The following is a 26,770-nucleotide window of genomic DNA, read 5'->3' on the forward strand; positions in this document are numbered from 1 at the left end:
TTTGATCTAATCATGGAGAAAAAAAAAGTAGGATCAGAACACTCTCGTAAGAAGGGAAAAACCGATGTATCAGGAATTTACCGAACAACAGCTCGAAATCAGAGACCAGATCCGTAATTTCGTGAAAAAAGAAATCACACATGAAGTTGCAAGTCACTGGGACGAAGAAAATAAACATCCCGAAGAACTCATCAATCGTATGAGAAAAGAATTGGGAGTCAACGGTTTGACCATCCCCGAAGAATACGGCGGTTGGGGACTTGGTTCTGTGGAACAGTGCCTCGTCACTGAAGAACTTTCCAGAGGATGTCTCGGAATTTCTCTTTGTTTTGGTTATACAGGTCTTGGGATTCTTCCTATTTTGAAAGGGGCTTCTCACGAGCAAAAGAAGAAGTGGTTACAACCAGTCATAGACGGAGAGTATGGAATCTCTTTCTGTCTTTCCGAGCCGGGTGCGGGATCCGACGTTCCGGGTATGAGTACGACTGCCGTTAAAAAAGGCGATAAGTGGGTCATCAACGGAACGAAACAATGGATCACCGGTGGTGGTAGTGCCGGTGCCTATACTGTATTTGCCTATACTGATAAGGGGAGAGGGACCAGAGGAGTGAGTTGTTTCTATGTGAAAAGAGATACGCCGGGGCTGACCGTCGGTAAAAAAGAAGACAAACTCGGAATCCGTGCTTCGGATACTCGTCAGATCATCTTTGAAGATTGTGCCGTGGAAGAAGCGAATATGATCGGAAGGGAAAACTTAGGGTTTATCTACGCGCTTCAAACTCTAAACGCTTCTCGTCCTTACGTTGCGGCGATGGGAGTAGGTGTCTCTCAAGCGGCTCTTGACTACGCTTCCAAATATGCAAGACAAAGGGAGCAATTCGGATCCAAGATTTCCAGCTTTCAAGCTGTTCAGCACATGCTTGCGGATATGTCCATCGGTTTGGAAACTTCTCGTCAAGTTACGTATCTTGCGGCGAGGATGGCCGATGCCGATGATCCGAGACTTCCCAAGTATTCCGCAATTGCAAAAGCTCACGCTTCTGAGACTGCGATGAAATGCGCTCTGGATGCGGTTCAAATTTTCGGCGGATACGGTTATACAAAAGAATATCCTGTCGAAAAATTGATGAGAGATGCGAAAATTCTTTGTATTTTCGAAGGAACTACTCAGATCCAGAAAAACGAGATCGCGGCTTACGTGATTCGTGAAGCGGCGTCCGCTAAATAAGAATATTAGAATTTTTAAAAATGCGTTCTTACACTATGGGACGTGTTTAGAAATTACGGGGATTAGAAAAAAGTTTTCGAGAACCGTGACTGAATTAAAAGGCGTTCGACATTGGTCGGCGCCTTTTTTATTACGATTTTGAGTCTTTGAAGCGGAAGTTATCAATATTCACATCCAAAATGTTAAGTGATTTCAATGGGCATTGTGTTTTAATGTGAATTCGATATCAGAACCCGTCGAGCGCCAATAGAAGCGAGACGCTGAGTTTCCCGAGCGCCAATAGAAGCGAGACGCTGAGTTTCCCGAGCGCCAATAGAAGCGAGACGCTGAGTTTCCCGAGCGCCAATAGAAGCGAGATGGCTTGAGTTTCCCAAGGATTCATAAAGAGCGAAGATGCTTTCGTTTCCTTCGCGGTCTTTTTGACTCCGTCGATTAAGAATATCATACTCGGAACTGCCTTATGTTCAAGAATCATATTAATCTAAGGATCGCTTCCGCAGGCTTGGTACGTGCGGAGAAGTAAGTTTGGGCGAATTTCTAGCAAATCTCATAATATGTAATTAAAATTGTTTTCGATTCGAATTGACAGCGTGATCTTTCATTCGAACCATTGACCCAGGATGGTCCATATGTATAGGATTGTGTCCGTTTCGTTCTTTATTTTTTTTCTGCTCGTCTTTTATAACTGTAAAGAACCGGTTCAAAAAGCGGAACTGGAAAGTTTTGTTATAAAGAATATTGTTCATCCCAATAACAACCCTTATAATAAGGATAAAGTAGAGTTGGGAAAACTGCTCTACTTTGATAAACGACTTTCATTCAATGGGAATACAAATTGTGCGATTTGTCATTCTGTGGAAATACAAAACTCGGAAAAAAATTCTTTACCTAGAAATAAAATTCACAATTCCCCCGCTTCTTTTCTTACAAATGTAGGTTTGTATAAGGATGTGTTCATTGATCCTCAGGCGAAAGATTTGGAAGAAATTGTAAGAGAACGAATTTACACGGCGGTAATGCTCAAAGACGAGAAGACCATCGTAGCGAGACTCAGTCGAGTTGCAGAATATAGGGAACTTTTCGAAAAAGCGTTCGGTTCTCCGGGAATTACTATGGATCGGATCGTAAAAGCGATTTCCGCATTTGAAAGAACAATCATATCCTAGAATTCTAGATTCGATCGTTATGTGATGGGGGAAGAGTCTGCACTTTCCCCGGCTCAGAAACGGGGCTTAGACGTGTTTATGAACAAAGCCAAATGTTCCCAATGCCACAAGGGACCGAATTTTTCGGATTCTGAAAAACATACTACCGGCCTTAGCGGGATCACTCAAAGAGTAAGAACCCCGAGTCTTAGAGACGTGAGTAGGAAAAGCGAATTTATGCATAACGGAGGATTCACGAAGTTAGAAGATGTAGTGGATCATTTCGTAAACGGGGGGGCTAAGGATTCAATCGAAGATCCTCTTTTAAGACCTATGACGATTACGGAAGAAGAGAGAACGGATCTTATAGAATTCCTGAAATCTCTCGAAGGGGAATCTCATCCATTAGAAATACCTAAAATACCAAGAGCTTAAAAGAATTTCCGTTCGTTGTAAACTTGTCATACTTCGAGCCGATAGTTTTTTCTTCTTTCGACTTTTAGTCTTAATCCGGGCATAAATACTACTGGTTTAAAACTTAGAAATTTGCCCCAAAACCTTGGTAGAAGTATCATCGCGATTTTTTCACAAAACGAAGAAATTCCTCATTCTGAACTTTTCAACGATTCTAATGAAATAAGAGAAAATATCTTCGAAGTGAATTGTGTGGGATTTAGTAAAAAAAGAGGTGTGTAAAAAAAGGCTCTCAAAGAAGAGAGCCTCTTGGAAATGGAATTTTATAAATTCTATTTTTTAGAGTTCGTGTTTATAGCCAAATCTATAAATTTGCCCACCGACAACGATCGGATAAGTAGGAAAAGGAGCAAGAGTAGAAGCTCCTCCTATGGATTGCGTTTTACCGACTGAATAAGCCGCAGACATTATCGTTTCTAGTTCTAAAAATACGTGGCCTTTGTCAGTTACTCTTGCTTGAGTTCCGATTAAAAAATTCGGAGCGATTCCAGTGGCTCTGAATCGAATATGTTCTCGAGTAGTAATTGGATCGGTTCCATCGGCTAATAAGTTTGCAATGCTCGTAACTCCGGCAGCGGCTAAAATATCATGACCACCTTTGATGTTGTTCATTCCATTCAAAGACCATCCACCGTTAAAGTAGTTCAAACCAGCACCCATATAAACCGCGGCATCTTCGGTAACATTCAATTTGATACCTACGGTAGCGGGAATTACAATAGCACTGAATCCCCAAGTAATATCGACAATATTAAGACCTGCAATATCAGCCTTTGTAATACCACCTGAGATTTTCTGCGTATATTCTGCCGCAACTCTCCAAAAGAAATATTTTCCAAAATCAGACTCGTAACCTACCATTAGGTTTCCGCCGACCATTGCACCTTTGGTGGATCTTGCATTGATGATGCCGCCTGTTGTTCTATCAAGGGTAATCAGTCGGTTTTCAGCGGCAATTGCTCTTCTTGTTCCGACCCCTACGTAATTTCCTTCACCCGCCGGTTTAGAAGGGTTTTGAACACAGGTAGGATCATTTGCGTTCACGGTACAAGTATTGGTTGATCTAACCGGACCATAGTAGGTCGCAGCGTCCAAACCATCCTTAGTAATTGTTCCACCTAATTGGCCCAGGTCTAATTGTAACCCGAATCCTACAATTGCGTATGATTTTGCACTAAGACTCGCAGCCGAAGAAAACACCACAGCTAGGGCAAACAACACCTTACTCATGTTACGAATCATTGATAACTCCTTAACTCACGATTCAGTTAGAATTTAATTGTGTTTCCGGAAGCTTTTGTATTCGGTTTCCGAATCCCGGACACAGGATGAAACTTTAGAAGTTCATGGATTAGTGTCAAACAGGATTTCGTAAAAAGGCTGAAAAGTTCCTAAAATTCTTAAGGTGGGAGTAAAAATTTTTCTCATTTTATAACAATTGTTATGTACTGGCTTGAGATTTGTAAGTTGTTGTTGCGACGAAAATTTTTTTATCAATCTTTTGAGTGATTCCGAAAATTTCTATTTTATATTTTGATTTTAAAAAGAGGTAGTGGGATTTTCGGAACATATTTTGTGCCAAACGACCCGGATTGTTTTTCAAAGAATTTGAATACGATAACTTAAATTCGAGTCTAAGCAATTTTTCCACACATTCATCTTTTCCTAAAAATAAAATGTGGAAACTCTCCGTATTTGTTTTAGAGCTTACTACTTGGATGTATAAAAACAATACTGTGATAAACTGGTTTCAAAAATTAAAACGTTAGATCCCTTTCAAAAAGCCAACAATTCCCGGTTAAGCGCAATTTTTGAAAACTCCCTGTATCTTTGTAAAACCGCCCATTGATTTTTGATACTATCTTCATACATCCCAAGTAATATTTTGATTTTTGACGTTATACGTCTCCATAATAAACGACTTAACAATTCGGGGATTCACATTGACTGGCGACAACCAAATTCGTAAATAAGTGCTTCCGATTTTGTGGGAGTTTTGTTTTCGCATAAGATCCTGTCTCGCGCCAATAGAAGCGAGACGGGTTTTTGCATAATGTTACCCACAAATTAAGAAGGCTTTTGGGATCATAAGGATCAAAAACTGATATTTTTCAAGTGTTCCGACAAGAATGAGGCTTTTTACTTGCAAGAAGTATGATTTTGTGGTAAAGAAAACCTCCCGAGTCTTCCCACCGCCTCTCCCCTCCACCCAAAATCAGGGTGGGGCGTAAGTTTCACAGAGGATTTGTAGTAATTCCGACAGATTTATCTTCAGATCCAAGTATTTGTGGGTAAGGTTATGGGGTTTTTGGAGGCGCTATAAGTCGAACTCCGGTTTTATTACGCCAAACTCACGTTATGACAATGAAAAACAAAAAACTTTCCTTCGAAATGGGCAAAATAAGTTTCTAATGATTTGTCCGTAGAACTTGGAGGCTGTTTTTATGGAAACACGATAATCAGGCGAGTTGATTTCTGAAGGAACCTATTGTTCTATTTCTTTAAAAAAGAATAAAAAAATAAGAGCGAGAAATGTCAAAAGATTCGGACCGAAAATAAAAATCGGCCCGAATGAAAAAAAGAATCTACATTCTTTCTATGATTGTCGCGATTCCCATTCCTCCTCCGATACAAAGAGTAATAAGCGCATAACGCTTTTGTCTCCTTTCAAGCTCGTCTAATGCGGTCCCAAGAAGAATCGCACCGGTTGCTCCAAGAGGATGTCCGAGAGAAATAGAACCTCCGTTGACGTTGATTTTTTCCAAAGGAATATTGAGCGATTTCTGAGTGTAAAGAACCACGGAAGCAAACGCTTCGTTGATTTCCCAAAGATCGATATCGTCGGCCTTGAGTCCGGCTATTGCTAACGCTTTTTTAGAAGCGGAGACCGGCCCTGTTAACATGATCGTAGGGTCTTCACCTGTGGAAGCCATCGCGACAATTTTCGCCCGAGGTTTGAGTCCGTATTTTTTGATCCCTTCATCCGAAGCAAGAAGAACCGAAGCCGCACCGTCTACTATTCCGGAAGAGTTGCCTAACGTATGTATGTGATTGATCTTCGGAATTTCCGGGTAGGATTTAAGTGCAATCGCATCCAATTCCTTCTCACCGATTGTTTTGAAAACCGGAGCCAAATCGGAGAGCCATTCGAAAGTGGATTCGATTCTCGGATTTTCATCCGTATCGACTATAGTACCATCTTCGATTTTAACCGGGACGATGGATTTTTTGAAGTAACCTTCTTTGATTGCTTTGTCCGCTTTGATCTGGGATGATTCCGCAAAACGATCCGCTTCTTCGCGGGAAATTCCGAACTTAGTCGCGATTAAATCCGCAGAGATCCCTTGAGGCACCAAATTATAGTGTTTTTGAATATTCGGATTTCCGATATTAAAGTCTCTGCCGTTCATATCGGCTCCCATCTTTACGCGGGACATTGATTCGACTCCACCTCCGAGGGCGATTTGCATGGAACCGGATTGAACATGATTAGCGGCATTGTTGACCGCTTGAAGTCCGGAACCGCAGAAACGGTTTACGGTATAACCGGGGACCGAGTTCGGCCAGAGTGCAGACATGACCGCATAACGCGCAATACAAGCCGCTTGATCGTCCACTTGAGATACGCATCCCATAACGACTTCTTCTACTATTTCAGGCTTGATTCCGTTTCTTTCTTGGATCGCATTTAAGGTTGCAGCGGAGAGTTCTTGCGGGTGAATGCTCGCCAGGGCCCCTCTTTTTTTTCCTTTTCCTCTCGGGGTTCTGACCGCATCGATTACATAGGCGTTTGACATTGTGTTACCTCGCTGCCGATTTTCTCTTAGGATTAAATTGAACAGCTGTTTAGTGATTTTGGATATTCCGGTTTCTATTTTTGAGAAGCCAAGGAGTTTGCAATTCTTTTTGCGGGAATTCTATGAGGAGGGAAACCAGTATTGAGCTTTTTCCCACCATTCTTCTCATACTACCTGATAAGCAACTTTGTTCCGTTTCCGATGGATAAGTGTTCTCCCTTTTGATCGACTTATTTTAATTCTAAACTTGTCCTAAAATTCAAAATAAATCAACCATAATCATTTTGGTAAATTTGCAATGAAACAAAGTGCTTCTCACGGATCGGTAGGTTCTTGAATGGATAAACCCAAAAGGAAACGAAAAACCTTTTTCATATACTTTGATAATGATAGAGTGTTGGAAAACGAATTTTCCATCTGTTTAAGAACCCGTCTCAAAACCTTAGGAATGTGAGAGCTATTACAATTTTAAACGACAGGAGAAAACCTTCAATACGACGGTTTCTGTGGGAACTCCCATGTTTTTTAAAAACTTGCCGGATCGTTTAAAGATATTTTCTTTAGGTTTTGAGACAGACTCTTAGTAATTTTTCTCTGTGCTTGTTAGAGGTCATATAGCAGTAATGATAATTCGAAATCTAATTAACGTGAGTTCGGTATAACAAATGCAAATGTAGTAGAAATTCTGAAAGGATTGGAATATTAGAGTTGTTGAAAAATTAATTCTTCATCTGTTTCCGTTTCATGAAAACGGTCGATTAAAGCAGTTTTGTTAATCTGAATTATGGAGTTTTTCAACAACTCTATTATGCTACGATCTGTAGAAAGCAGCACTTTAGTTTTAGCTTGCGAGTCATTTTTGCTATAAAATTTGCGAACACTCGCCTGAACTTTCTTACACCGAACTCACGTTAATTAAAAACTTGTCCCAAAACTGTCTTCTGTGGGAGCGGCATTGCCGCGACACTGTCCTCAGTCCTCTGAATGTAAGAGTTCCTACAGATTGTACCCTACGAGCTTTCGAACAGATTTTATGATTGTTAAGTTCTCGTTGGAGCTCCTACATTTTGAGACAGACTTTTTTAATATTCGAGAGAAGCCGATTCCATGACCGAATTTTCTTATTTTTTACGTGAAAAATTATTTCGGAAATTTATTGATAAAACGGAAATTTTGAAAATAATCTCTTGAAATTTTAGGCAAGAAAATTATCTACTTCCAGTTCATAAGAGAGGAATTTTCCGTGGTTCAAAGATGGATTGAAAAAACGTTATTTGTTGCATTGATTTTAGCGGGAATTTTGTTGGTTCCCGGAAAAGTTTTTTCCCAAGCAAGCGACGCTGCAGCCGCAATTCAAGAAGCTTGCAACCGTTTGGTGAACGAGGGACTTTATAAAAGCTGTAAGGCCGCTCCCGGTTTTTCGGCGCACCAAGGTTATTACAGCCAATCCGCACAGGTAAAATGCGAGTGCATCAACAAAAAGGATAATAATAAAACCATCGTTACCATCAGTTTAGGACAGTACTACTAAGAGTTTTTGTGTAAAACGAACTCTAGAGTTCTTATCTTATTTCCGGCGTGTTTTCTCCGATGCGACTGAATAAGCAGCTCTATTTTTTTCAAAAGACTATTTAACGTGAATTCGATATAGGGTTCTGCTTGCAAAGGCTGACTGCGCTGAAACGTTTTCGTAAAAAGTGTTTCACCTGAATTTTTCAAACTAAGAGCGTGTCCCAAAACCATTCGATCTTATCGGAATTCTCACGGATTGCTGCGATTGTTCCTACATTTTAGGACAGACTCTAAAGTTCCGCTTTCTATAGATCGAAGCATAATAATTGCTTTTGCATTTGTTATGTCGAACTCACGTTGTTTAGAACTTGTCCCAAAACCTTGGAATCGTAAGAACTCCAACAAGAGTGCGCGAATAATAAAATCTATTCGAAAGCCCGTAAATTATCAAAGAGCCATGATCCGTAGGAACTCCTACGTTTTCGCTTTATTACGAGCTTTTGGAGCCGATTTCTTTTCTCAGGTTTTGGGACAGTTCTTATTAAAATCTTTTTCGAAGCCGCATTCGATTCGTTAGCCGTTTTTTCAAGGTCGTTGTTGATCTTGTTCAAGAGATTGTCGATTTTCCTTCGCCGCCTTTGATTCCCACTTTTAAATCTAGAATTTACCAACCGGTTTCATGTCGTCCATTCCCGGAAGTTTTCCGAGAAGAGACGTTTCAAAACCGCAAAGATAATTTAAAGCGACGTAATCTGTGGGGATTCCCACGTTTTTGTAAACTCGAGTTCCCATTCCCTGAACTTTCAAACGCAGAGCTTTCCTAAGGATCGCGTGAACTTAGGAGCCGCCGCTCTCTAAGGATCACGTTTCAAGTCGTTCGATGGTTTTTGAATGAGAAGTGATCTCAAAGCCGACATAGGATAAGTACGAATTAGTATTTTAGTTGTACTGAAATGGAAAAAAATCTTTTGAAAGAATGGATTTGACCAGCCAGCAATAGAAAATATTAGGGTTCCTCATGATTGAATCTCGTTGAAATTTTTTTGCTCGAAACTGTTTGCTAAAAAGTATCGATGAAAAAATGCAAAACTAATTCAGTGTGAGATCGTGGATCTTTCCAATAATGAAATTGAAAACTTACTCAAATAGGCTCTTATATGAAATCTCTTAAGGAATTAAGAATACCAGGGAATCAGATCAACCGTCCTCTGAATTTCTATGTGTCATGCCATTTATTGAACGGATCGCGGAAGTTCGATACCGAACGAAAACAAGGGAAAATGAGTGCAAAATCTGAAACAAAAAAATCCGAAACCTCAGATCAATTTCAAAGATGGATAGCGATTATGGGGATTAACATAATTAATAAAGAATTAATATTATGAATTTAGAAAGTAATTTGTTTTTGATCGCTTTGGGAGGAGCGATCGGAAGTGTGTTCCGTTATCTATTGCAATATTGGTTCGGTAACGTTCTCGGCTTTGCCCTACCCTGGGGTACATTGACTGCAAATTTACTCGGTTCTTTTGTAATCGGGACCGTATATGCCCTTTTTGATCGATTTCCGGTTTTAGATCCTCAGTGGAAGTTTTTAATTGCTTCCGGACTCTGTGGAGGTTTTACGACCTTTTCCACGTTTTCTTACGAAACCTTTCAATTGTTAAAATCCGGTCATTACGTTTTATTTTTCGGATACATCTTTTTAAGTGTCGTTGGTGGAATTGGGTTCGCTTTTGCGGGAATTTGGACGGTGAAAAATTTTTGAGAAATAACGAATAACTTCTTAAGTTATGCGTCTTTCAAAAATTCTTTCGTTTTCAATCGCTTGATTTGATACTTAAGACAACAAAATTTGAAAATCGATGCCCTTGATGGGTTGCTTAAGTATTAGATTTATTTGATATATTTTGTTTCTCCCGAATTGGAAAAATTTTTCTTTATAATTGTTTTCTTTCTCATCAATTTCAAGTCTCCTTCAAAAGAAGCTAAAACTTCAAAGGACGCAAAATGTCTGAAATAGGAAAACGAATACTTCAAAAAAAATAAATAGTATAAGGGACGTCGATGAAGAAAATTTTTTCTATTTTTCTTTCCTTGTTTTTTCAAGGTTGTATGGTTTGGCCTCTCGTAGTCGGGGCCGTGGGGTTGTCTACCGGTAATAAAGGCGGTAATAACCCTTTCTTTCTCCTTCTTGGGATCGCTTCGGATCCGGTTATCACTCGAATCGAACTGAGTGCTCGAGATTCCTCAATTGCTAAAGGAATGAGTACGGCTCTTCAAGTTACCGCGATCTTTGATGATGGAACGAATATGGATATTACGGATTCTACTTCCATCGTTTCCGATTCTCAAGCCGTCGTAGAAATTCAAGGGAATCGATCTCGAGGGATTTCGTTAGGGGTTTCCACGCTTCAAGCCGAATACAATGGTTTGAATTCTCAGCTCCGAATCACGGTAACGCCTGCGACTTTAGATTCGATCCAAGTTACGAGTTTAGATCGGGATTCCTTGCCGAAAGGTTTGAATCGTCAGTTTTCCGCAATTGGTATTTTTTCGGACGGGTCCCATCAGGATCTTTCCGACGATCCATTGACGATTTGGTCTTCCAGTGATTCGTCTTTGGTTCGTGTGAACGATTCCGGTTTGGCTTCCGGCGTTAATTTAGGAACTGCTCATATTCATGCATCCTTCGGGTCCAAAAGAGGTTCTGCAACTATGACCGTCGGGTCGGCGACTCTTTCTTCGATTGAAGTAACTCCCGTAAATTCAAATCTTCCCTTGGGAAAAAAGCAGCAATTGATCGCGACCGGAATCTATTCGGATAACTCGAATAAGGACATTTATTCTTTAGTCACTTGGGATATTTTGGATAATACGATCGCCACAATTCAGCCGAAAGGTATGGTGGAAACCGTTAGTACTGGCTCCACTACCGTTTTGGCTTCCTTCGGTTCTTCGGTCGGTTCTACGACGTTGAACGTTGTATCTGCATCGTTGGTTTCCATCTCCGTTTCTTCCGTAAATTCTTCTAAAGCCAAAGGTCTTAAGGAGAATTTTACCGCGACCGGTATTTTTTCGGACGATTCAAATTTGGATATCACGAATCAGGTTACTTGGAGTTCTTCGGATACGAACATTCTTACTATTTCCAATTCGAGCGGTAGTCACGGTTCGGGTTCCGCTTTGAATCAAGGTGTTGTTAAAGTTATTGCTTCCATCGGCGGAATCGAAGGTTCTATGGACTTTACGGTTACTCAGGCGGCATTGGTTTCGATCTCGGTTTCTCCGGTTCTTCTTTCGATGCCGAAAGGTTTGACTCAGCAATTTAAAGCGATGGGAATTTTTACGGATAACTCCAAGCAGGACCTCACTTCCTCGGTCACCTGGACTTCTTCTTCGAAGGCTTTAAGTGTGTCTAACGTATCAGGTAGGGAAGGAATGGGACAGGCTCTTGCGGTCGGAAGCGCGACTGTTGCCGCCACATTGGGGAGAACGTCCGGAAAAACTACCATTAAGGTGGCTCCTGCGGTTCTCACTTCGATTCAAATCAGCCCGATGAATACTACTACTCTCGCAAAGGGCTTAAAGAAAAGCTTTTCCGCTAGAGGAATCTACTCGGATAATTCCAGTTCCGACATCACTTCTTCCGTTACCTGGTTTTCATCCGATCCTTCGGTTGCTGTGGTTGGTAACGTTCTATCATACAAAGGAAAAGTTTGGGGAGAAAAAATCGGAACTACGAATATTAAAGCGGCATTGGGAAACGTTAGCAGTCCTATTGTCGCATTATCCGTAACTGAAGCGGAGCTCGTTTCTATCCAAGTCTCTCCCTATATAAGTGTAACGCCTAAGGGAATTACGAAAAACTTTAAGGCTACAGGTACTTTTACGGATTATTCTACGCAGGATATTACGGAACAAGTCACTTGGAAATCTTCGGATACGGAAATCATAAGTATCGAGAACGCTGCCGGAAACAAAGGATTGGCGCATATGCTCAAGCAGGGGGACAGTTATATCACCGCTACTTTAGGTTCGATTTCAAGTTCGCCCGAGTTGGCTATGGTGGCTTCGCCAACTATCGTCTCGGTTGCGGTGACACCGAGTAATCCGTCCGTTGTAAAAGGGCTAACGTGCCAATTCAAAGCAACGGCAACATATACGGATAATTCCACGGCAGATATTACAAATATGGTTTCCTGGTCCTCTTCCAACTCGAATAAAGCATTGGTTGGCAATGACATACTTTCGGGAGGTTTGGTTACCGCAGTTGCCACCGGAAGTGCGAACATTACTGCGAGATACGAAAACTTGTCGGGCTCTTCTGCTGTAAATGTCACTCCTGCGACTCTTACCTCTATCGAAGTGACGCCGGTTTTTCCCTCCGTTGCTAAAGGTCTTACGGAACAATTTACGGCGACGGGGATCTATTCGGACAAATCCACCCAGGATTTGACTCAGGTTGTGACTTGGATTTCTTCCGATTCCTTCCGTGTTGCGATTGAAAACACCGCCGGTAAAAAAGGCCTTGCACTCGCTTCTACTTTAGGAAGTTCGAATATTAGAGCAACTTACAATTCCATTCAAAGTTCTCCGATTTCGATGACGGTTACGGAGGCAAAATTGGTAAGTATTACCGTTAGTCCAGAGTCCACATCGAAAGCCCTGGGGCTGACCCAACAGCTCAAAGCAAAAGGAACCTTCACGGACGGTTCCGAGCGGGATATTACAAATCTTGTGACTTGGTTTTCCTCTGAACCGTTAGTGGCTAGTGCTCTTAACGCTGACGGGTATCAGGGATTAGTAAGCTCACTTTCCATCGGTTCCACCGAGATTCACGCGTATTACGATTCCGTAGAAAGCAACTCGGTGAATTTCAAAGTGACTTCGTCCGAATTGGTTTCTATCAAAATCAGTCCGGAGAACGGTGATCTTATAAAAGGACTTAATCAGCAATACACCGCGTTCGGTGTTTATTCGGACGGCAGTTTACAAGACATTTCCAACTCTGTTACTTGGTATAGCTCCAATACTTCATCGGTTAGCATTTCCAATGCGGTCGGAAGCAAGGGAAAAGCGACCGCTTTGCAAGTCGGAACAAGTAAAATCACCGCTACTTACCGTTCCGTTTCGGGAACTACCGATTTAAATGTCAGCGCGGCGATTCTTTCTTCAATCGTGGTATCTCCCACAAAGCCGAATGTAGAATCGACTTCAAAGACAAAGTTCTTCGCGGTGGGAATATACTCGGACGGAACCAAAAAGGATTTAACTTCTTCGGTTACTTGGTTCAGTTCCAGTACTAATGCAAGCGTGAGTAACGCTCTTAAATCGAAAGGATTGGTTGTTGCAGGATCCGGGACGGGATTTTCTACGATCACGGCGACTTACGGATCGATATCCGGAAATACGCTTCTTATAGTAAATAAATATAATAAGGCGGGTCCTACCGTTAAATCGGTTACGTCCTTGTCGCCTACTGCGATTCGAATCGTATATTCCGAATTGGTAAACAATAAGGAAGCGCTGAAACTGTCCAATTACAAGGTCGTGGATAGTTCTTCTTTGGTTGGAAGCTGTTTCAGTAGCGCGGATTTCAAAAAAAAATCTCAAACCAGAGATTTCTCCTTGAAAAGTATCAGCGGGGCCGGGGATACGTTTACGGTCACGCTTTCCGGTTCACAAAATTCGGGCAAGGTATACACGCTCATAGTAAACAAGCCGGGGATTCATGATCGCTCTTACGCTCCTAAATCCTTGGGTTGTCCGAATAACGCCGATTTTGTGGGAAAGGAGCAACTTAAACTAACAAATGCGGTTTGTAATTCCGTAAACCGGGTGATCGTTACTTTCTCCAAACCTTTATATACCGGAAAAGACATTGCAAAGTCGGCGGAATGTTCTAATCCGTCTCAATGTAAATCGAAGTATAAATTCGCAGGCGTTTCCGTTTTAGGAGATGTTACGAGTGCGAAAATTTTAAATGGGAAGGTTTGCGGCGGAGCGCCTGCGGATCCTTCTAAGGTATGTCTAACGCATACCTTACTTCAATCCGGCGGTCACTACACGGTGATGGCGGCAAATCGGTTGGACGGAGACGGATTTGACAACGACGTTTGGGGAGCGATCAGCGACTCGTCCGGTCAAGAGGCTTTGCAACCTTCTCCGAAAGATAGGGCGAATTTTGTAGGTTGCGGAGGTTCTCCCGTAAATTTCGCGGATGGTCCCGTAATTTCGGATCCTTTCGGAGATGGTTCGTCTTTCGCTTCTCTTACCAATTATGGATATCAAGTTTATCTCGGTCCGAATAGGAAAGGGAACCAAGCTGTTCGTTTTCGTTACGACGGAACCTCTCCTGAGTCGGTTTTCTTTTCCTTCGCAAAGGATACGGTTGGGGAACAATCGAGTAATACCGCTTTGTCGGGAATTTCCGCTAATTACGTTACGATGGGTCATGCAGGTTGCACTCGTAACAGCGCGGATATTGTCGCTGGATGTGGTCCGGATAACGAGGATGGAAGAGGGGTTTTCGCAACAGGATTGTTAGGCGCAAGGCCTTATATGTTCATAGCCGGTTCGAAATCATTAGGCGGCTTGGACTATCTCTATTACTCTTCGAGCATGGACGCCAACCTTGATTTTAAGTATATCGATATGGGAACGATTACCGGAGAATTGACTGCGGGGGCTTCGTCTATAGCTGTTTTTGATAGTCGAGTATATGTCGGTTTCGCTAAAAAAAATAACCGTTCCAACGCTCCCGATTTCGGTAAAATCACCTTTCATACTTCCGATTCAACTCGATGTGTGATCGACAGTAATTGTGATGCGACCGATGGACAGCGTGGACGTCGTTTTAGAATCGATAGAATGCCTTACTTCGGTGGAGAGAGTTTGGATGAGGAATATAAAGGCGGTGTAGGTTCGACTGCTCGTTCGATTCGAACTCTTGCGGCTAAAAATAACGATAACAAACCGAATCAGTTTGGCGATTCGACGATCAATTGGGGTTATTATGTGGGAATAGATTCTCTGTTTGTTTTTAAGGGAAAACTTTATGCCGCAAACGGGGGATTTCCGAATTCCTTACATAATGGAAGTATAATACGTTCCACAAGCACCAACCCCGCTCCCTGCGAGGGAAAAAATCAGTGTTCCGGTTGGGAGGATGTAGCCCCTAGATCCAATCCGAAATGGCATAACTCTCCTGATAACAATTGGTTCTCGCTCGAACTCGTAAAGGAGAGGGATTTGATTCCGGCGGATAAGGCGTTTTCCCAGTTCGCCGAATTTAACGGAAGGATGTATGCTACAAGAACGATCTGTGTAACTTCGGAGGACCGCTCCGGTCTCAGAAAAAGTTTACAAACTGTGAAAGGTTGTACGGACGGAAGTTATACGAATCGAAGACCTCAACTTTGGAAATGCGATCCGACTCTGAGCGGAAACAAATCTACTTGTGATTCTGGAGATTGGTCCGTGGTCGGAGATGACGGAACCGGTATTACGAATTTTGGAAACGTTTTCAACCACAGTATAACGATGCTGGTAGCGAATGGGTCGTATCTCTATGTGGGTTTTGATAACGAAAACGGAATTCAAATTTGGAGAACGAATCTTCAAAATCCGGGAAGTTCTTCCAATGGTTGGGAGCAAGTGGGAGGTGACGGATTGGGAGACGTTACCAACCGCCGGATTTATTCGGGTATTACCGTACCGAAATTAAGTTTAAATTACGTTTACGTAAGTACCGGGGGAAATAATCGACCGGTCAAGGTTTACAGACAACAAAACAGATAATATGCGAAATTCATTAAGAATCATTGTGACGATGACGGCTTGTATGCTTATCTACTGTCAAGTAAACGGAGGTTCCGAACGGCTCGTTTTTATTCAAAACGAGCAAGACGGAATCGTCCGTCTTCAGTCTTTCGTCCACGGGAAAATATATCCCGAAAAGAATATTCAAAATTATGAATTTACCCTCAATCAGTCCGAAAACGTGCAAGGAATTTTTCAAGTTGATTCCACGGATCCGGACTTGAGGGTTCGCTTTTTAAAAAGGGGATTTCTTTTTGATTCTAAGAGGGAATGTGCAGATACGAATTTAGGAAGCACGTATTCCTGTAAAATTGAAATTCCGTTATTGGAAAAAGGTCGGTACTATTTGACTGTTTATGGAAAAACCAATATGAATGAAACTGATTTTAATCTTTTTGTGGGAATATTCGGGAAGGGTTATGTCGATGTCGAAGCGTCTGTTGATAATTAATATTTCTATAATATTATTAATTTTAAATTTATCTGCGGGCTGTCAAAACGTAAGAGTAGGTTTTCCTCAAAAACCACTTAAATCTTGTATGCCGCCGGTTCTTAGGAGGCAATGTAAAAACGATTTAGAGGAAAGGGCCAGGCTCAACGCACGACCATCTAAAATGCACGTAGTCTCCCAATCCTTTTACTTTTGGGGAATGGTTCCGAGAGTGCGTCGGATTGACGCAACGATTTATTGTCCAAAAGGGGTTAAAGAGGCGCGTCAATATACTACGTTTTTGGATTCTATCTACGAGCAATTGACGCTCGGGATTTATTCCCCGAGAACCTTAAATCTGACTTGTTATAATTGAGTTGGGCTATGAAATTATTTAAAATAATATTCCTTATTCTTGTGATTTTAACGACCGAGGTCTGTTACAAAACTACATTACAAATTTATGATACTCCGAATTCTCTTTCTTCGAAATCTAAACCGGAGAAGACCTTTAAACAAGGAAGCTACTTGTTCGGTATCATTGACGCATTTGAGACTCCGAAGATTCAATGCGCTGAAGGAAACCCGGAAATTCTGATTCTGAGAAATTTTTGGGATAACGTCATTCATTGGACGATTGGTGGAATTTATACCCAAAGGACCGTACAAATATTTTGCAAAAAAGATACGGTTGGTCAGAAGTCTTTAGGGCCAGGGTAAAAAGTGGGATTCCAGGCGACTTCCCAGTAATATCCTTCCGGATCTTCGAAGTAACCAGAATAACCGCCCCAAAAAACGTCTTGAGGTTGTTTCACGATTATTGCTCCGGCTTGTTCCGCTTTTGCGATAACTTGATTCACTTCTTCCTTGGATTGTCCGTTGTAGGCGAGGGTAAATCCCCTGAAACCGTTTCCTTTTGCGGAAACGCCTACATCGGCGGCAAGTTCTTCCAGAGGGTACAAAGCAAACCAAGTTCCGTTTAACGTAAAAAAGGCGACGTTCCCCTCAAATTTCATTTTGGGGAATCCGAGACCTTGTTCGTAAAAACGAACTGCTTTTTCGAAGTTTTTTACACCGAGAGTGATGATGTTGATTCTTGGCTGCATGAGACTGAGATTCGGTCAATTGAATGGTTCGAAAAGTAAAAAATTAGATTTATTGTTTTTCGAAAAGTTCGAGTGGCATAAGGTCTGTATTTTTGTGAAGACTATCGAATTTTCTAAAAGCTAGAATTCGTCTAAGATTGTCGCTTCGACGAATTGATTCTCTTGAGAAATCGTCGATCCTAATTTTCAGAGTTTTTTCCAATTCCTCGAAATCAATATCATTAAAACTAAGGGGTGTTTTGTTTTTTATTTTGTTATAAGAAATCATCGAATGTGTCTCCCATTCACCGAGGATAATTTGTCCGACAAAAAAAAATGGAATCAATACTAACAATTTGCTTGGTCTTAACTTAAAATGTCTTGGTATGAATCGAATTCTCAATGGAGTTAATTTCTCTGGCTGTAATTTGATTTCAGGCTCTGTATTCAATGTATGACTGGGGTCATGCGTGTCTTTCTCCGTATGCAGAAATGCAGAATAAAATGCGGTGTAGTTTAAAACCGATTGTTGGATGCGGGAGATAATGAGATTTTCGCCGGAATACGAAAGTGGAAATAACATTGAAAAGAAGTTGGTTGGGGAATCTCGTTTTATGAATTGAATGTCTCTATAATTTTTCTTCAAAAGAAAGAATAAGGTTTTGTTGTTAAATAGGTATATTCCTTGAAGGAATTTAGATTGCATAATTCGAGTGATTCTATTCAATACTATGAATGGACTGTAATATTCCTTCTGCATGGCGATTAACTGATTTTTATGCTCTATGCATAAAAATCAAGAAAAAAATATTATTTTGTAATGCGATTAGATGGAACTAAAAACACCAGGGCAAAGGGTCAAATTCATTCGAACCGAAGGAACCGGGGAAAAAATAACGCAAAATCAATTCGCTTCTGCGATTTTTATTTCTCAGGCACTTTTGAGTAGAATAGAATCGGATGATATTGAGGTAACGGAACAAACCGCTTTTATTATTGAAGTAGTTTTTAATTATAAAAAAGATTGGGTCCTTAATGGAGCGGGGCCGAGAGTGACGAATGTTGCCAAATTTCGGGAGGATCTTGCAGTTAAAATAGAGGAGTGGAGTCGTTTAATCCGTAGGGTTGAAAGAATTCCAAACGCAAAGTCAATGATCGAAAAATATATAAATTTAATAGAAAAAGATCGAGACACGATTAATTTGATTGTAACGCGGCTTTCAGAGAAATAAAGTTTTCAAGACCGGAAAAGATAGAAAGATTACTTAATATATCGATAGTATTTTCTTGCTAATACTTCGGCTCGTCTATCTAATTCAAAATCCGTATTAAATAAAAGATTCATATCAGTATAAAGCATGTCCGTCGTGAGAGCCGTCTTGAACGCAATGGATTTATCTCTGAATTCGTTCGGATCTAAATAACGAAAAAGAATTAGAAATGGAATTAAGACTACTCGATTGAAAAAAGAAACCTTTTGACCGGAAAGAACGGCAGCTTTGATTTCAAAAGCATTGTATTGTAAAATGGCAACTGCCCAAAATGTAAAAAATATCAATGCACCTATCGAAGATAAGAATCCATAAAAGATTCCTAATAGAGGAAGTATATATATAAAGATAAGCGTAAAAATTAGAATAATAAAAACCCCGATTACCATCAAAGTTAACCGAACTCTTTGTTCCCCGGAGAATAAAAAGATGGATCTGATTAATTTTAGGATGTTATATCCCACAAATCCTATTTGGTACCCGATAAAGATATGATAATGGATCGTGGAAGTATATTTGAATCCGTCTTTGTCATCCAAAATGCTAAACGAGCAGGAAATTGCCGCCCATAAAAAATACATTACAAAAATCGAAATAATTACTAAGTGCCACTTCGGCGATTTATGATCTGGGTTGGAAATAAGAGAAACAATCCGATCAAACAGAATTGGAAAGAAAATCGTAGGGATTAACATCCAATCAAAAGCATAATGACGATACTCATAACTTATAAATTGGCGTATTACAAAGGCCGAAATCCAAATCGAAAAAAAACCAGATAATATCAGAAAATATCTTTGTATCTTTTTACGATCCGGAAATCTAAAAATATACATCCCTAAGAAGAAAATATACAGCGAGACGCCAATACAAAGATAATTCGAAAAATTCATGTCTATTTACAACAGAAATACTACAATTTTGACGCGATATTTTGTAAAGCGTTTTCTCTGATTTCGATCAACTGAAAAAGAGCTAGTTTACCATTGAGAAAACATCCGGGGTAATATACCATTTCTGAATGTTCCTTGGAAGGGATGGCTCCGTTGTCAAAATACACTCGTTGTAATCCTTTCCATGCTGGATTAATCATACCGTAAACTATGTTGAATTTTCGAATCAAGCAGTACTGAGCCAATTCACTTGCGGCAATTTTGAAAGCTTGAAATCCGATAATTGTTTGTTTAAAACTAACTGAATTCCAATCGGCAACGTTCATATCTTTGAGATTATAGTGTTCTCCGGATGGAAATCTTTTGACGATTTCCAAAGGAATCAGGTTTTCTTGTGTTTTTTCTACAACTCTAGTCGCAGCTTGAAGATGTCCATCGAAGGTTACAAAAAACCATTTTGACCAGTTGTCTAAGTCGACGGTTTCATATTCCGAGTAACCTGCATCTTTGTAGATTTGTTTACTAAATTCTTTTACCGGTCTTAAGGATTCTTTGTTTTGTGTGTTATCCCAAATGTGTAATTGGAATCCGTTTGATCTTGATTTGATTTTTTGGTTTTCTAAGGAGGTTTCTAGGGTTTTCATCATTATATAATTATGTCACATTGCAATATTAATTCAAATCTTTCTTAATTTTTGTATAATTACAGGAATAGGACGTTTAATTCGCTCAAATTCCTTCTTTTTGAATTTCTGTTTTTATATAAGTCTAAAATATGGCAAATTTGAAAAATTTTGGAAATAAAAGACTCTCAGATTTAACTTAGAAACCATCTCAAAAATATCTTGGAAGAGTCGGAATCGGTATTTTAAGCAAAGATAATAAAGTATTTTTGAGATAGGCTTTGGGGTAAAAGGGTTTGGCCTGAATCGAACCAAAAGGGAAAAAAGATTCAAAGGGCAATGGATTAGAAAAGAAACATCCATTCATAACGGTAATTTTGAGCCGGACTTTTATTTGTAAAGTCCTGAAATCAAATTTACGGAAATCAGGCTGCTTGATGAACGAAATGAGGAGTAAAAAACCCCAACACTTATCCACTAACGTATAGCGAGATTTTGGAACGGACTCAAAATATTGGAAAGGCGGCGCTTAAAAGCACTGAGTCATTTTTGTAGGATGAGTTGCACTTGTCGTTTCATGCCTTTTGCAAAGATACTTGATTTTAGAACAAACATGGTTCAATAAATGTATGATCGAAAAACGGCTTGGATTCGATATTTGTCCGAAAAGGAAATCTTATCGTTTCAGACCGTATCTTGCTTTTACAAGATGAATCTTTTTTTCCATTTCCGACCAAAGTGATTCTTTGTTCGGATGAAAAGAAGCGAAAACTCCCTGGCGGATTAGATCCACGATTTCATCCAAAGAGAAATCCAAGAATCTCCATAATTTATAATATTCGTATGTAAGATTTACGTTGAATATTTCCGGATCGTCCGTGTTGATGCTGAGAGGAAGTCCCTGATCATAATAATAACGAACGGGGTGGTTCTGTTCTTTTCGGACGTATTTTCCGGTGAACACATTAGACGTCACACAAATTTCAATAGGGATGTGATTCTCCCTCAGATATTTTACCAGTTCGGGGTCTTGGATAGCGGAGGTTCCGTGTCCTATCCTTTCAGCTTTGAGAAGTTCCACTGCTTCCCAGATTGCCCAAGGGCCGTCGTCTTCTCCGGAATGTGCCACCACTCTCAAACCTGCTTCTCTTGCCTTTTGGAAAACGGCTTGGTAGTCTCTTGCAGGTCCCATAAGCTCCGCGCCACCTAACCCGATCCCGATCACCTCGGGATGTCTGAGTTTCAAAACTCGGTTCAAATTATTCATCGCGTTTTCCGGTCCGAAAGAACGGGATACGTCGACTAACAATCGTATGGTGATTCCGTCGTTTTCCTTTTCCTCTCGGATGCGATTTACGAGAAAGTTTACCATCTCTTCGAAATCGAGCCCGTTCTGAATGAACTTCGACGGAGCAAAAAATACTTCCGTATATACGATGTTGTTGGCTCTCATATATTCCGAGAGACTTCCCACGAAAAATGAAAAATCGGCGGGTTCTTTTACGAGGGATTGGATGAAAAAAAATACCTGAATAAATCCATTGAGATCTTTGAAGTTGAATTTAGCTTCGAACTCTTCATCCGTTACACTGATTCCGTTCTTTGCCATCAACCGTTTCATCGTGTCTTTGTTGACGCAAGCCTCGAGATGGAGATGGATTTCCGTTTTGGGAAGTTCCCGAAGGAAATTGATTACGTCTTGGTCGTCCGGTTTTTCCTTGGATAAATCTCCGGATGGAAAAAGTCCTTTGATCGGAACCGGTGTTTCTTGTGGAACCCCGATTGTGGGAACCCCTAAAATCCAAGAAGGTGGATCTATAATTTCGAGCTCCATGAGCCCGACCCTCTCGTTTAAGAGTTCGTTGATCTGTTTGTCGAAAGAAATTTGTAAAGAAGACGAATAAGGTCGATCTGCAGGAAGCCTGGATTTTAGGCGACTCAGCTCGGTAACATCCCGGTCGATGATCCGAATTCTGTCTAGAATTTCCCCAAAAGTTAAAGCCACTAAGGCAAAATATATTTTCTGGGAAAAGATTTCAATTCTGATTCAAAACTTAGGTATAGGAACGGGGATTCCGGAAGGGGAATGGATATAGAGAAGGTGGGGAATCGCTTGCGAATTTCATAACAAAACTATGCTGAACACGTTTTCCAACTTCAATTTCGCCTAAAAATCTTTTTGAAGAAGAGTGTGCTCGGAATACGATCGCTTCACATTTTTCACTTTCACGATTCTATTTCCAACTCAGGAAAACCGCTAATCTGCCGAAATTAAAAAAGCACCGGAGGTTATGTCCGATATATGATTACAGCACGCCAAACCTTTCTACCATTTGCTCTTCCTTGTATTTCTGAAAGGGCCATCGAAGAGGTTTCCGCGGTCCTCCGCTCTGGATGGATTACTTCCGGGCCAAAAGTAAAAGAATTCGAGGAAGAATTTGCGCGTTACACCGGAGCCGATTATGCACTTGCTCTCAATTCAGCGACTGCCGGACTTCACTTGGCTTTGGAAGCGATCGGAATGAGTCGCGAAGACGCCGCTATCTGTCCTGCGGTGACATTCACCGCAACCGCTGAAGTAATCTGTTACTTCGATGCGGAACCGATTCTTACGGATGTGGATCCGATTTTCAATTTGATGACCCCCTCAACCCTTCGCACCACCATTGAAAGGGAATGCATTTATCAAAACGGAACCCTATTTCACAAAAAAACCGGTAAAACGGTAAGGGCGATTCTGCCCGTTCATCTTGCGGGAGTTATCTGCGACATGGAAGGTATATTAGAAATCGCTAAAGAATATCATCTTTATGTGATAGAGGACGCAGCCCACGCTTTCCCTGCCGTTCATAAAGGAAGAAAGATCGGAACTTTCGGCGATTTTACCGTTTTTAGTTTTTATGCGACCAAAGGAATCACAACCGGAGAAGGAGGAATGGTAACGACCAACCATTCTCACTTTGCAGAAAGAATCAAACTCATGCGCCTGCACGGAATCAATCGGGCAACCTACGATCGTCCGGGTTGGTATTACGAAGTTGTTTCTCCCGGATTCAAATATAATATGACCGATGTGGCCGCAGCTCTCGGCATCGTTCAACTTTCCGAAGCGGACGATCTTTGGAAACGAAGGATTTCAATAGCCGAGTTATACAAAAAAGAATTTTCCGATCTTCCATTTTTACACCTTCCTCTGAACGCGCCGGACGGGGAACATTCCTGGCATCTTTTCAGAGTGGAAGTGGATCGTGTTTCTTCGAAAATGGATCGCGATATCTTCTCATTTGAATTAAAAAAACGAAATATAGGTTCGAGTCTTCATTTCATTCCACTTTACGAGCATCCTTTTTACGGTTCTCGTTTCGGTTTTAAAAAAGAATTTTTCCCCAATTCGAACGCAATGTATGCGAGATCACTTTCCATTCCGCTCTTTCCCGGAATGAAAGAAGAAGACGTTCAAGACGTAATCAAAGCGGTCAAAGAAATTTTCAGCGGACTTTAAGGAGACCGTCTCAAATGTCTTCTGTGGAGCGGATTGCGGCGACACTGTCATTAGTTTTCTGAATATGGGAGTCCCACAGAAACCGTCTCATTAACGGTTTTTTCCTGTCGTTTAAAATTGTAGTAGTCTCTACATTTTTGTTAAACTCAAGCCGTCTCGCTTCTCCTACGTTTCTTGTGTCAAGTCCTTCCGCAATTGATTACACAAGACCATAAAGTTTATACTTACAAAACATAGAATCTTTACCCCTACTATTTATACGAAGCAGAGGACTTAACAAGCTCGAGTTCTAATACCCAAACTCCTATCGAGCGATTCATAAAGAGCGAAGATGCTTCACGGTCGACAGAATACCTCATAAGTTGAGTTGGAATAGTAAGGATCAAAAAGCACATTTTTTCAAGTGTTCCGACAAGAACGAGGTTTTTTACTTGTAAAAAGTATGATTTGCTGATAGAGAAAAATTTCCCGAGTCTTCCCACCACCTCTCCCCTCCACCCAAAACGCGGGTGGGGCCGAGCCTGTTTCACGGAGGATTGTCGGAAGAGATCTAAGTAATTGTGGGGATAGAGAGCATTATACCTCAAGTTCAGAAAGCGCCCCCGCCGGGAGCGAAGATGCTTTCGTTTCCTTCACCGGCCTTCTTGACTCCGTCGAATCAAGAATATCATACTCGGAACTGTCTTATGTTCAAGAAACATAGGGAATCTATTGTCGCGGGTAACCCAAGCCGTCTCGCTTCTATTGTCGCTCGGCGAGATCTAAAAAGACGATCACCGGGGAGTTTCACTCGAAAAAAATTCAGGATCTGTTTCGTTTAAAAAATCTCGGGCGTTGAATTCGGTATCGTTGGAAATCGCGACGGTTGCTATCCTTAGTTCGGGGTAAATCCTCATTTCACTATGGAAACCGGCTCCGCCACCTTCCTTGAAATAATACCTATTCCCGTTCAAAGATCGGATGTGCCAACCCAAACTCATTTCCACGGGTTTTCCAGTGTTGTCGTTTTGTTGCTGATAAAACAAATCCTTTGTATCTTTAGAAAAAAGAACGGAATCGTTCCTTAACTGATCCCTTAAAAAACGCTTACCGATTCGGCATTCGAGACGATTCCCCCGAAAGGCGGGCCGTTTAGATAATGATCTCGGACATGCAACCAATCCCCTTCGTATTTGCCGAAGAACTTGGAATCTAGTAAAAAATTTTTCAATAGATTAAAGAAAGAGAATTTTCTTAAATATCCTTTTACGTGCTTCGTTCCGGTTGGAATCAAAAATCCCATCTCAGAATCCGAAATATTTAATTTTTTGAATATTTCGGAAATCATATATTCCTTATAGGAAACGCCGGATACCTTTTCCACAATCTTGCCTAGAAGCCAATAGGATATGTTGGAATAGGCGTATTTTTTTCCCGGCTCGAAATTCAGTTTGGAATATTCTTCCAAGATTTCGCGGAGTGTTCGGTTCTCGTCGAACGAATCGTCCTCTTTTGCGGTATGAACCCATCTTAAAGGAATCGGATCAGGGATACCGGAGGTTTGCGACAATAAATTTCGGATCGTTACCCGCTCATCGTAGGGTATATACGGTAGATATTTGCGTGCAGGATCGTCGAGAGACAATTTTCCCTTATCTATCAATCGGAGAACAGCCGCCGCCGTAAAGATTTTCGTCATAGAATGGAGCATCATTTGTGAGTCCTTAGCCAAAGGTACATTTCCTTCTATATCCGCTGATCCCACACTTGAACTATAAATCAGGCCTTTCGAAGTCGTTACCGAATACTGTATACCGGGGCAATCATCCTTTCCGGCACGCTTCAAAAGATGATTGTGTATCCTTTTTTCCCTATCCACTATTTTATGACCTACCGGACTGCACGTTACAATAAACCAAACCACAAAAAAGAGGGAGATCAATTTGAATTTACGGGTCATGTTCATTTTTCGAAAAGACTGCTTCAATATGACGGATTTCAATTGAGATAACGGTTGATTTCCAAGGAAAGTTCTTCCGGTTTTTCCATGTGAATTGCATGTTTCGCTTCGGGAAGTAGAACGAGCTTGCTTTTTTTCAGATAGGAATGCAGTTTCTTTGTCATTGTGACGTCCGTTATCGGATCTTCTTTGCCCGACACGATCAAGGCCGGAATTTTGATTTCTCTCAGTCTTTTCCCGAGAAAAATTTCATCCTCTCTTTCCAAAGTGTTTACGGTAAGAAATTGATTCGGAAGTTCGTTCCAAGATCGAATGAGAGCCTTTCTGGCGATTTTTCCTGGCAATTCCGGAGTTTCGTAATACAAAGCCTCGATCAATTTTAAAAGATCGTTTTCGTTTTTGGGGAATAGAAGTTCCTTCATCTCGTCCCGTTGGGGATGCGGAATTCCTCCGGGAGAGATGAGAACTAATTTAGAAATTCTTTTTTCGCGGTCTCGGAGAGCGACGTGCATTGCAATCAAGGCTCCCATCGAATGGCCGCCTAATACCAGTTTGGTGAGCTTCAGTTTTCGGATCGCCTCGTAGATCAAATTTCCAAATACGTCTATTTGATACAGATACTTTAACGGCGGGAGTTTACTTTTCCCGAATCCGGGTATATCCGGAATCAATATTCGATAGTCCTGCCGAATTTTAGGAGCCACTTTTCTAAGCCCCGTTGCCGAGTCCAGAAGACCGTGGATCAAAAGAATCGTCTTATTTTGCTTCTGGTTTTTTTCCAAAAAATAAATCGAATTTCCTCCGGTTTCCACTTTGAAGTCCCGAAACCCGAGAGTTTCTTTCATGTATTTCTTCTTTTTCCAATGATAATAGTCGAGGAATAATTCGTACATCAATTTCATAAATGCAGATTCTCTATTTCATTTTTGCCTTCTCTTTTCGGAACTCTTCTTAAAGCTCGACCAATTAGAAAAAGGCATAGCCGAAAACGGTTTGTTTGAATCCTATCTCAGCCGGATTGAAAGTTTCCTTTCAAGCAGTTTTTTGCTT

The 26,770-nt window shown here is 41.0% G+C and carries 20 protein-coding genes and 2 pseudogenes; 10 read left to right on the plus strand and 12 right to left on the minus strand.

The features are described from left to right. The first annotated feature begins 64 nt into the window (after positions 1-64). Complete coding sequence (locus CLV95_RS11380) at positions 65-1,228, plus strand: acyl-CoA dehydrogenase family protein (protein ID WP_002729082.1); 1,164 nt, start codon at positions 65-67, stop codon at positions 1,226-1,228. 226 nt (positions 1,229-1,454) lie between these two features. Here the strand turns inward: CLV95_RS11380 and CLV95_RS11385 are convergent, their stop codons facing one another. Continuing rightward, complete coding sequence (locus CLV95_RS11385; RefSeq protein WP_243406612.1) at positions 1,455-1,703, minus strand: hypothetical protein; 249 nt, start codon at positions 1,701-1,703, stop codon at positions 1,455-1,457. A gap of 154 nt (positions 1,704-1,857) precedes the next feature. On the opposite strand from CLV95_RS11385, the pseudogene CLV95_RS11390 reads away from it, so the two are divergent. Further along, positions 1,858-2,808 (plus strand): annotated as a pseudogene (locus tag CLV95_RS11390) (cytochrome-c peroxidase). A gap of 318 nt (positions 2,809-3,126) precedes the next feature. On the opposite strand, the gene CLV95_RS11395 reads toward CLV95_RS11390, so the two are convergent. From CLV95_RS11395 to CLV95_RS11405, 3 genes are all read right to left on the minus strand, one after another. Continuing rightward, a complete protein-coding gene (locus CLV95_RS11395) occupies positions 3,127-4,089 on the minus strand; it encodes a porin OmpL1 (protein ID WP_002738042.1) in 963 nt (320 codons plus the stop codon). A 199-nt stretch (positions 4,090-4,288) separates the two neighbouring features. Next, on the minus strand, positions 4,289-4,498 hold the full coding sequence (locus tag CLV95_RS20090; RefSeq protein WP_002729751.1) for a hypothetical protein: 210 nt from the start codon (positions 4,496-4,498) through the stop codon (positions 4,289-4,291). Positions 4,499-5,432: 934 nt separating this feature from the next. Further along, the gene (locus tag CLV95_RS11405) at positions 5,433-6,644 is read right to left on the minus strand and encodes an acetyl-CoA C-acetyltransferase (RefSeq protein WP_002728978.1); all 1,212 of its coding nucleotides are present in this window, start codon (positions 6,642-6,644) and stop codon (positions 5,433-5,435) included. Positions 6,645-7,887: 1,243 nt separating this feature from the next. Here CLV95_RS11405 and CLV95_RS11410 point away from each other — a divergent pair. Next, entirely contained in the window at positions 7,888-8,175 is a 288-nt protein-coding gene (locus CLV95_RS11410; protein WP_002729086.1) for a hypothetical protein, read from the plus strand. A 638-nt stretch (positions 8,176-8,813) separates the two neighbouring features. On the opposite strand, the gene CLV95_RS18875 is transcribed toward CLV95_RS11410, so the two are convergent. Next, positions 8,814-8,963, minus strand: a complete 150-nt coding sequence (locus CLV95_RS18875) for a hypothetical protein (protein ID WP_002733241.1) — start codon at positions 8,961-8,963, stop codon at positions 8,814-8,816. A 574-nt stretch (positions 8,964-9,537) separates the two neighbouring features. Here CLV95_RS18875 and crcB point away from each other — a divergent pair. The 5 genes from crcB to CLV95_RS11450 all read left to right on the plus strand — a co-directional run bounded on the left by crcB (position 9,538) and on the right by CLV95_RS11450 (position 17,127). Then, entirely contained in the window at positions 9,538-9,921 is a 384-nt protein-coding gene (gene crcB, locus CLV95_RS11425; protein WP_002729009.1) for a fluoride efflux transporter CrcB, read from the plus strand. Positions 9,922-10,220: 299 nt separating this feature from the next. Next, complete coding sequence (locus CLV95_RS11435; RefSeq protein WP_107694959.1) at positions 10,221-15,956, plus strand: Ig-like domain-containing protein; 5,736 nt, start codon at positions 10,221-10,223, stop codon at positions 15,954-15,956. Between the two features lies 1 nt (position 15,957). Then, on the plus strand, positions 15,958-16,428 hold the full coding sequence (locus tag CLV95_RS11440) for an LIC_10463 family lipoprotein (RefSeq protein WP_016757994.1): 471 nt from the start codon (positions 15,958-15,960) through the stop codon (positions 16,426-16,428). After that, the gene (locus CLV95_RS11445; protein ID WP_016749507.1) at positions 16,403-16,783 is read left to right on the plus strand and encodes a Bor/Iss family lipoprotein; all 381 of its coding nucleotides are present in this window, start codon (positions 16,403-16,405) and stop codon (positions 16,781-16,783) included. The genes CLV95_RS11440 and CLV95_RS11445 overlap by 26 nt, the downstream gene beginning before the upstream one ends. An 8-nt stretch (positions 16,784-16,791) precedes the next feature. Next, positions 16,792-17,127 (plus strand): LA_3781 family PerA/PerB upregulated protein, encoded by a 336-nt coding sequence (locus CLV95_RS11450; protein ID WP_002728979.1) that lies wholly within the window; start codon positions 16,792-16,794, stop codon positions 17,125-17,127. On the opposite strand, the gene CLV95_RS11455 is transcribed toward CLV95_RS11450, so the two are convergent. Continuing rightward, complete coding sequence (locus CLV95_RS11455) at positions 17,103-17,513, minus strand: VOC family protein (protein WP_002729074.1); 411 nt, start codon at positions 17,511-17,513, stop codon at positions 17,103-17,105. The genes CLV95_RS11450 and CLV95_RS11455 overlap by 25 nt on opposite strands. A 49-nt stretch (positions 17,514-17,562) precedes the next feature. Continuing rightward, on the minus strand, positions 17,563-17,781 hold the full coding sequence (locus CLV95_RS11460) for a B9T54_RS14040 family protein (protein WP_002729096.1): 219 nt from the start codon (positions 17,779-17,781) through the stop codon (positions 17,563-17,565). A 541-nt stretch (positions 17,782-18,322) separates the two neighbouring features. Here CLV95_RS11460 and CLV95_RS11470 point away from each other — a divergent pair. Further along, a complete protein-coding gene (locus CLV95_RS11470) occupies positions 18,323-18,724 on the plus strand; it encodes a helix-turn-helix domain-containing protein (RefSeq protein WP_002733289.1) in 402 nt (133 codons plus the stop codon). Positions 18,725-18,753: 29 nt separating this feature from the next. Here the strand turns inward: CLV95_RS11470 and CLV95_RS11475 are convergent, their stop codons facing one another. From CLV95_RS11475 to add, 3 genes are all read right to left on the minus strand, one after another. After that, on the minus strand, positions 18,754-19,656 hold the full coding sequence (locus tag CLV95_RS11475; RefSeq protein ID WP_002753036.1) for an LIC10906 family membrane protein: 903 nt from the start codon (positions 19,654-19,656) through the stop codon (positions 18,754-18,756). 20 nt (positions 19,657-19,676) lie between these two features. Continuing rightward, positions 19,677-20,303: an LBL_2463 family protein gene (locus CLV95_RS11480; protein ID WP_002729072.1), complete on the minus strand. Its 627-nt coding sequence runs from the start codon at positions 20,301-20,303 to the stop codon at positions 19,677-19,679. A 652-nt stretch (positions 20,304-20,955) separates the two neighbouring features. Further along, entirely contained in the window at positions 20,956-22,284 is a 1,329-nt protein-coding gene (add, locus tag CLV95_RS11485; RefSeq protein ID WP_002729039.1) for an adenosine deaminase, read from the minus strand. Positions 22,285-22,581: 297 nt separating this feature from the next. Here add and CLV95_RS11490 point away from each other — a divergent pair, with 297 nt between their 5' ends. Beyond that, on the plus strand, positions 22,582-23,781 hold the full coding sequence (locus tag CLV95_RS11490; protein WP_002728994.1) for a DegT/DnrJ/EryC1/StrS family aminotransferase: 1,200 nt from the start codon (positions 22,582-22,584) through the stop codon (positions 23,779-23,781). A 773-nt stretch (positions 23,782-24,554) separates the two neighbouring features. On the opposite strand, the pseudogene CLV95_RS11500 reads toward CLV95_RS11490, so the two are convergent. Further along, a pseudogene (locus tag CLV95_RS11500) lies at positions 24,555-25,720 on the minus strand (serine hydrolase domain-containing protein). A gap of 38 nt (positions 25,721-25,758) precedes the next feature. Then, complete coding sequence (locus CLV95_RS11505; protein ID WP_002729114.1) at positions 25,759-26,622, minus strand: alpha/beta fold hydrolase; 864 nt, start codon at positions 26,620-26,622, stop codon at positions 25,759-25,761. Positions 26,623-26,770: the final 148 nt, after the last annotated feature.

The sequence above is a fragment of the Leptospira borgpetersenii serovar Javanica genome, assembly GCF_003046425.1.
Lineage (GTDB): Bacteria > Spirochaetota > Leptospiria > Leptospirales > Leptospiraceae > Leptospira > Leptospira borgpetersenii.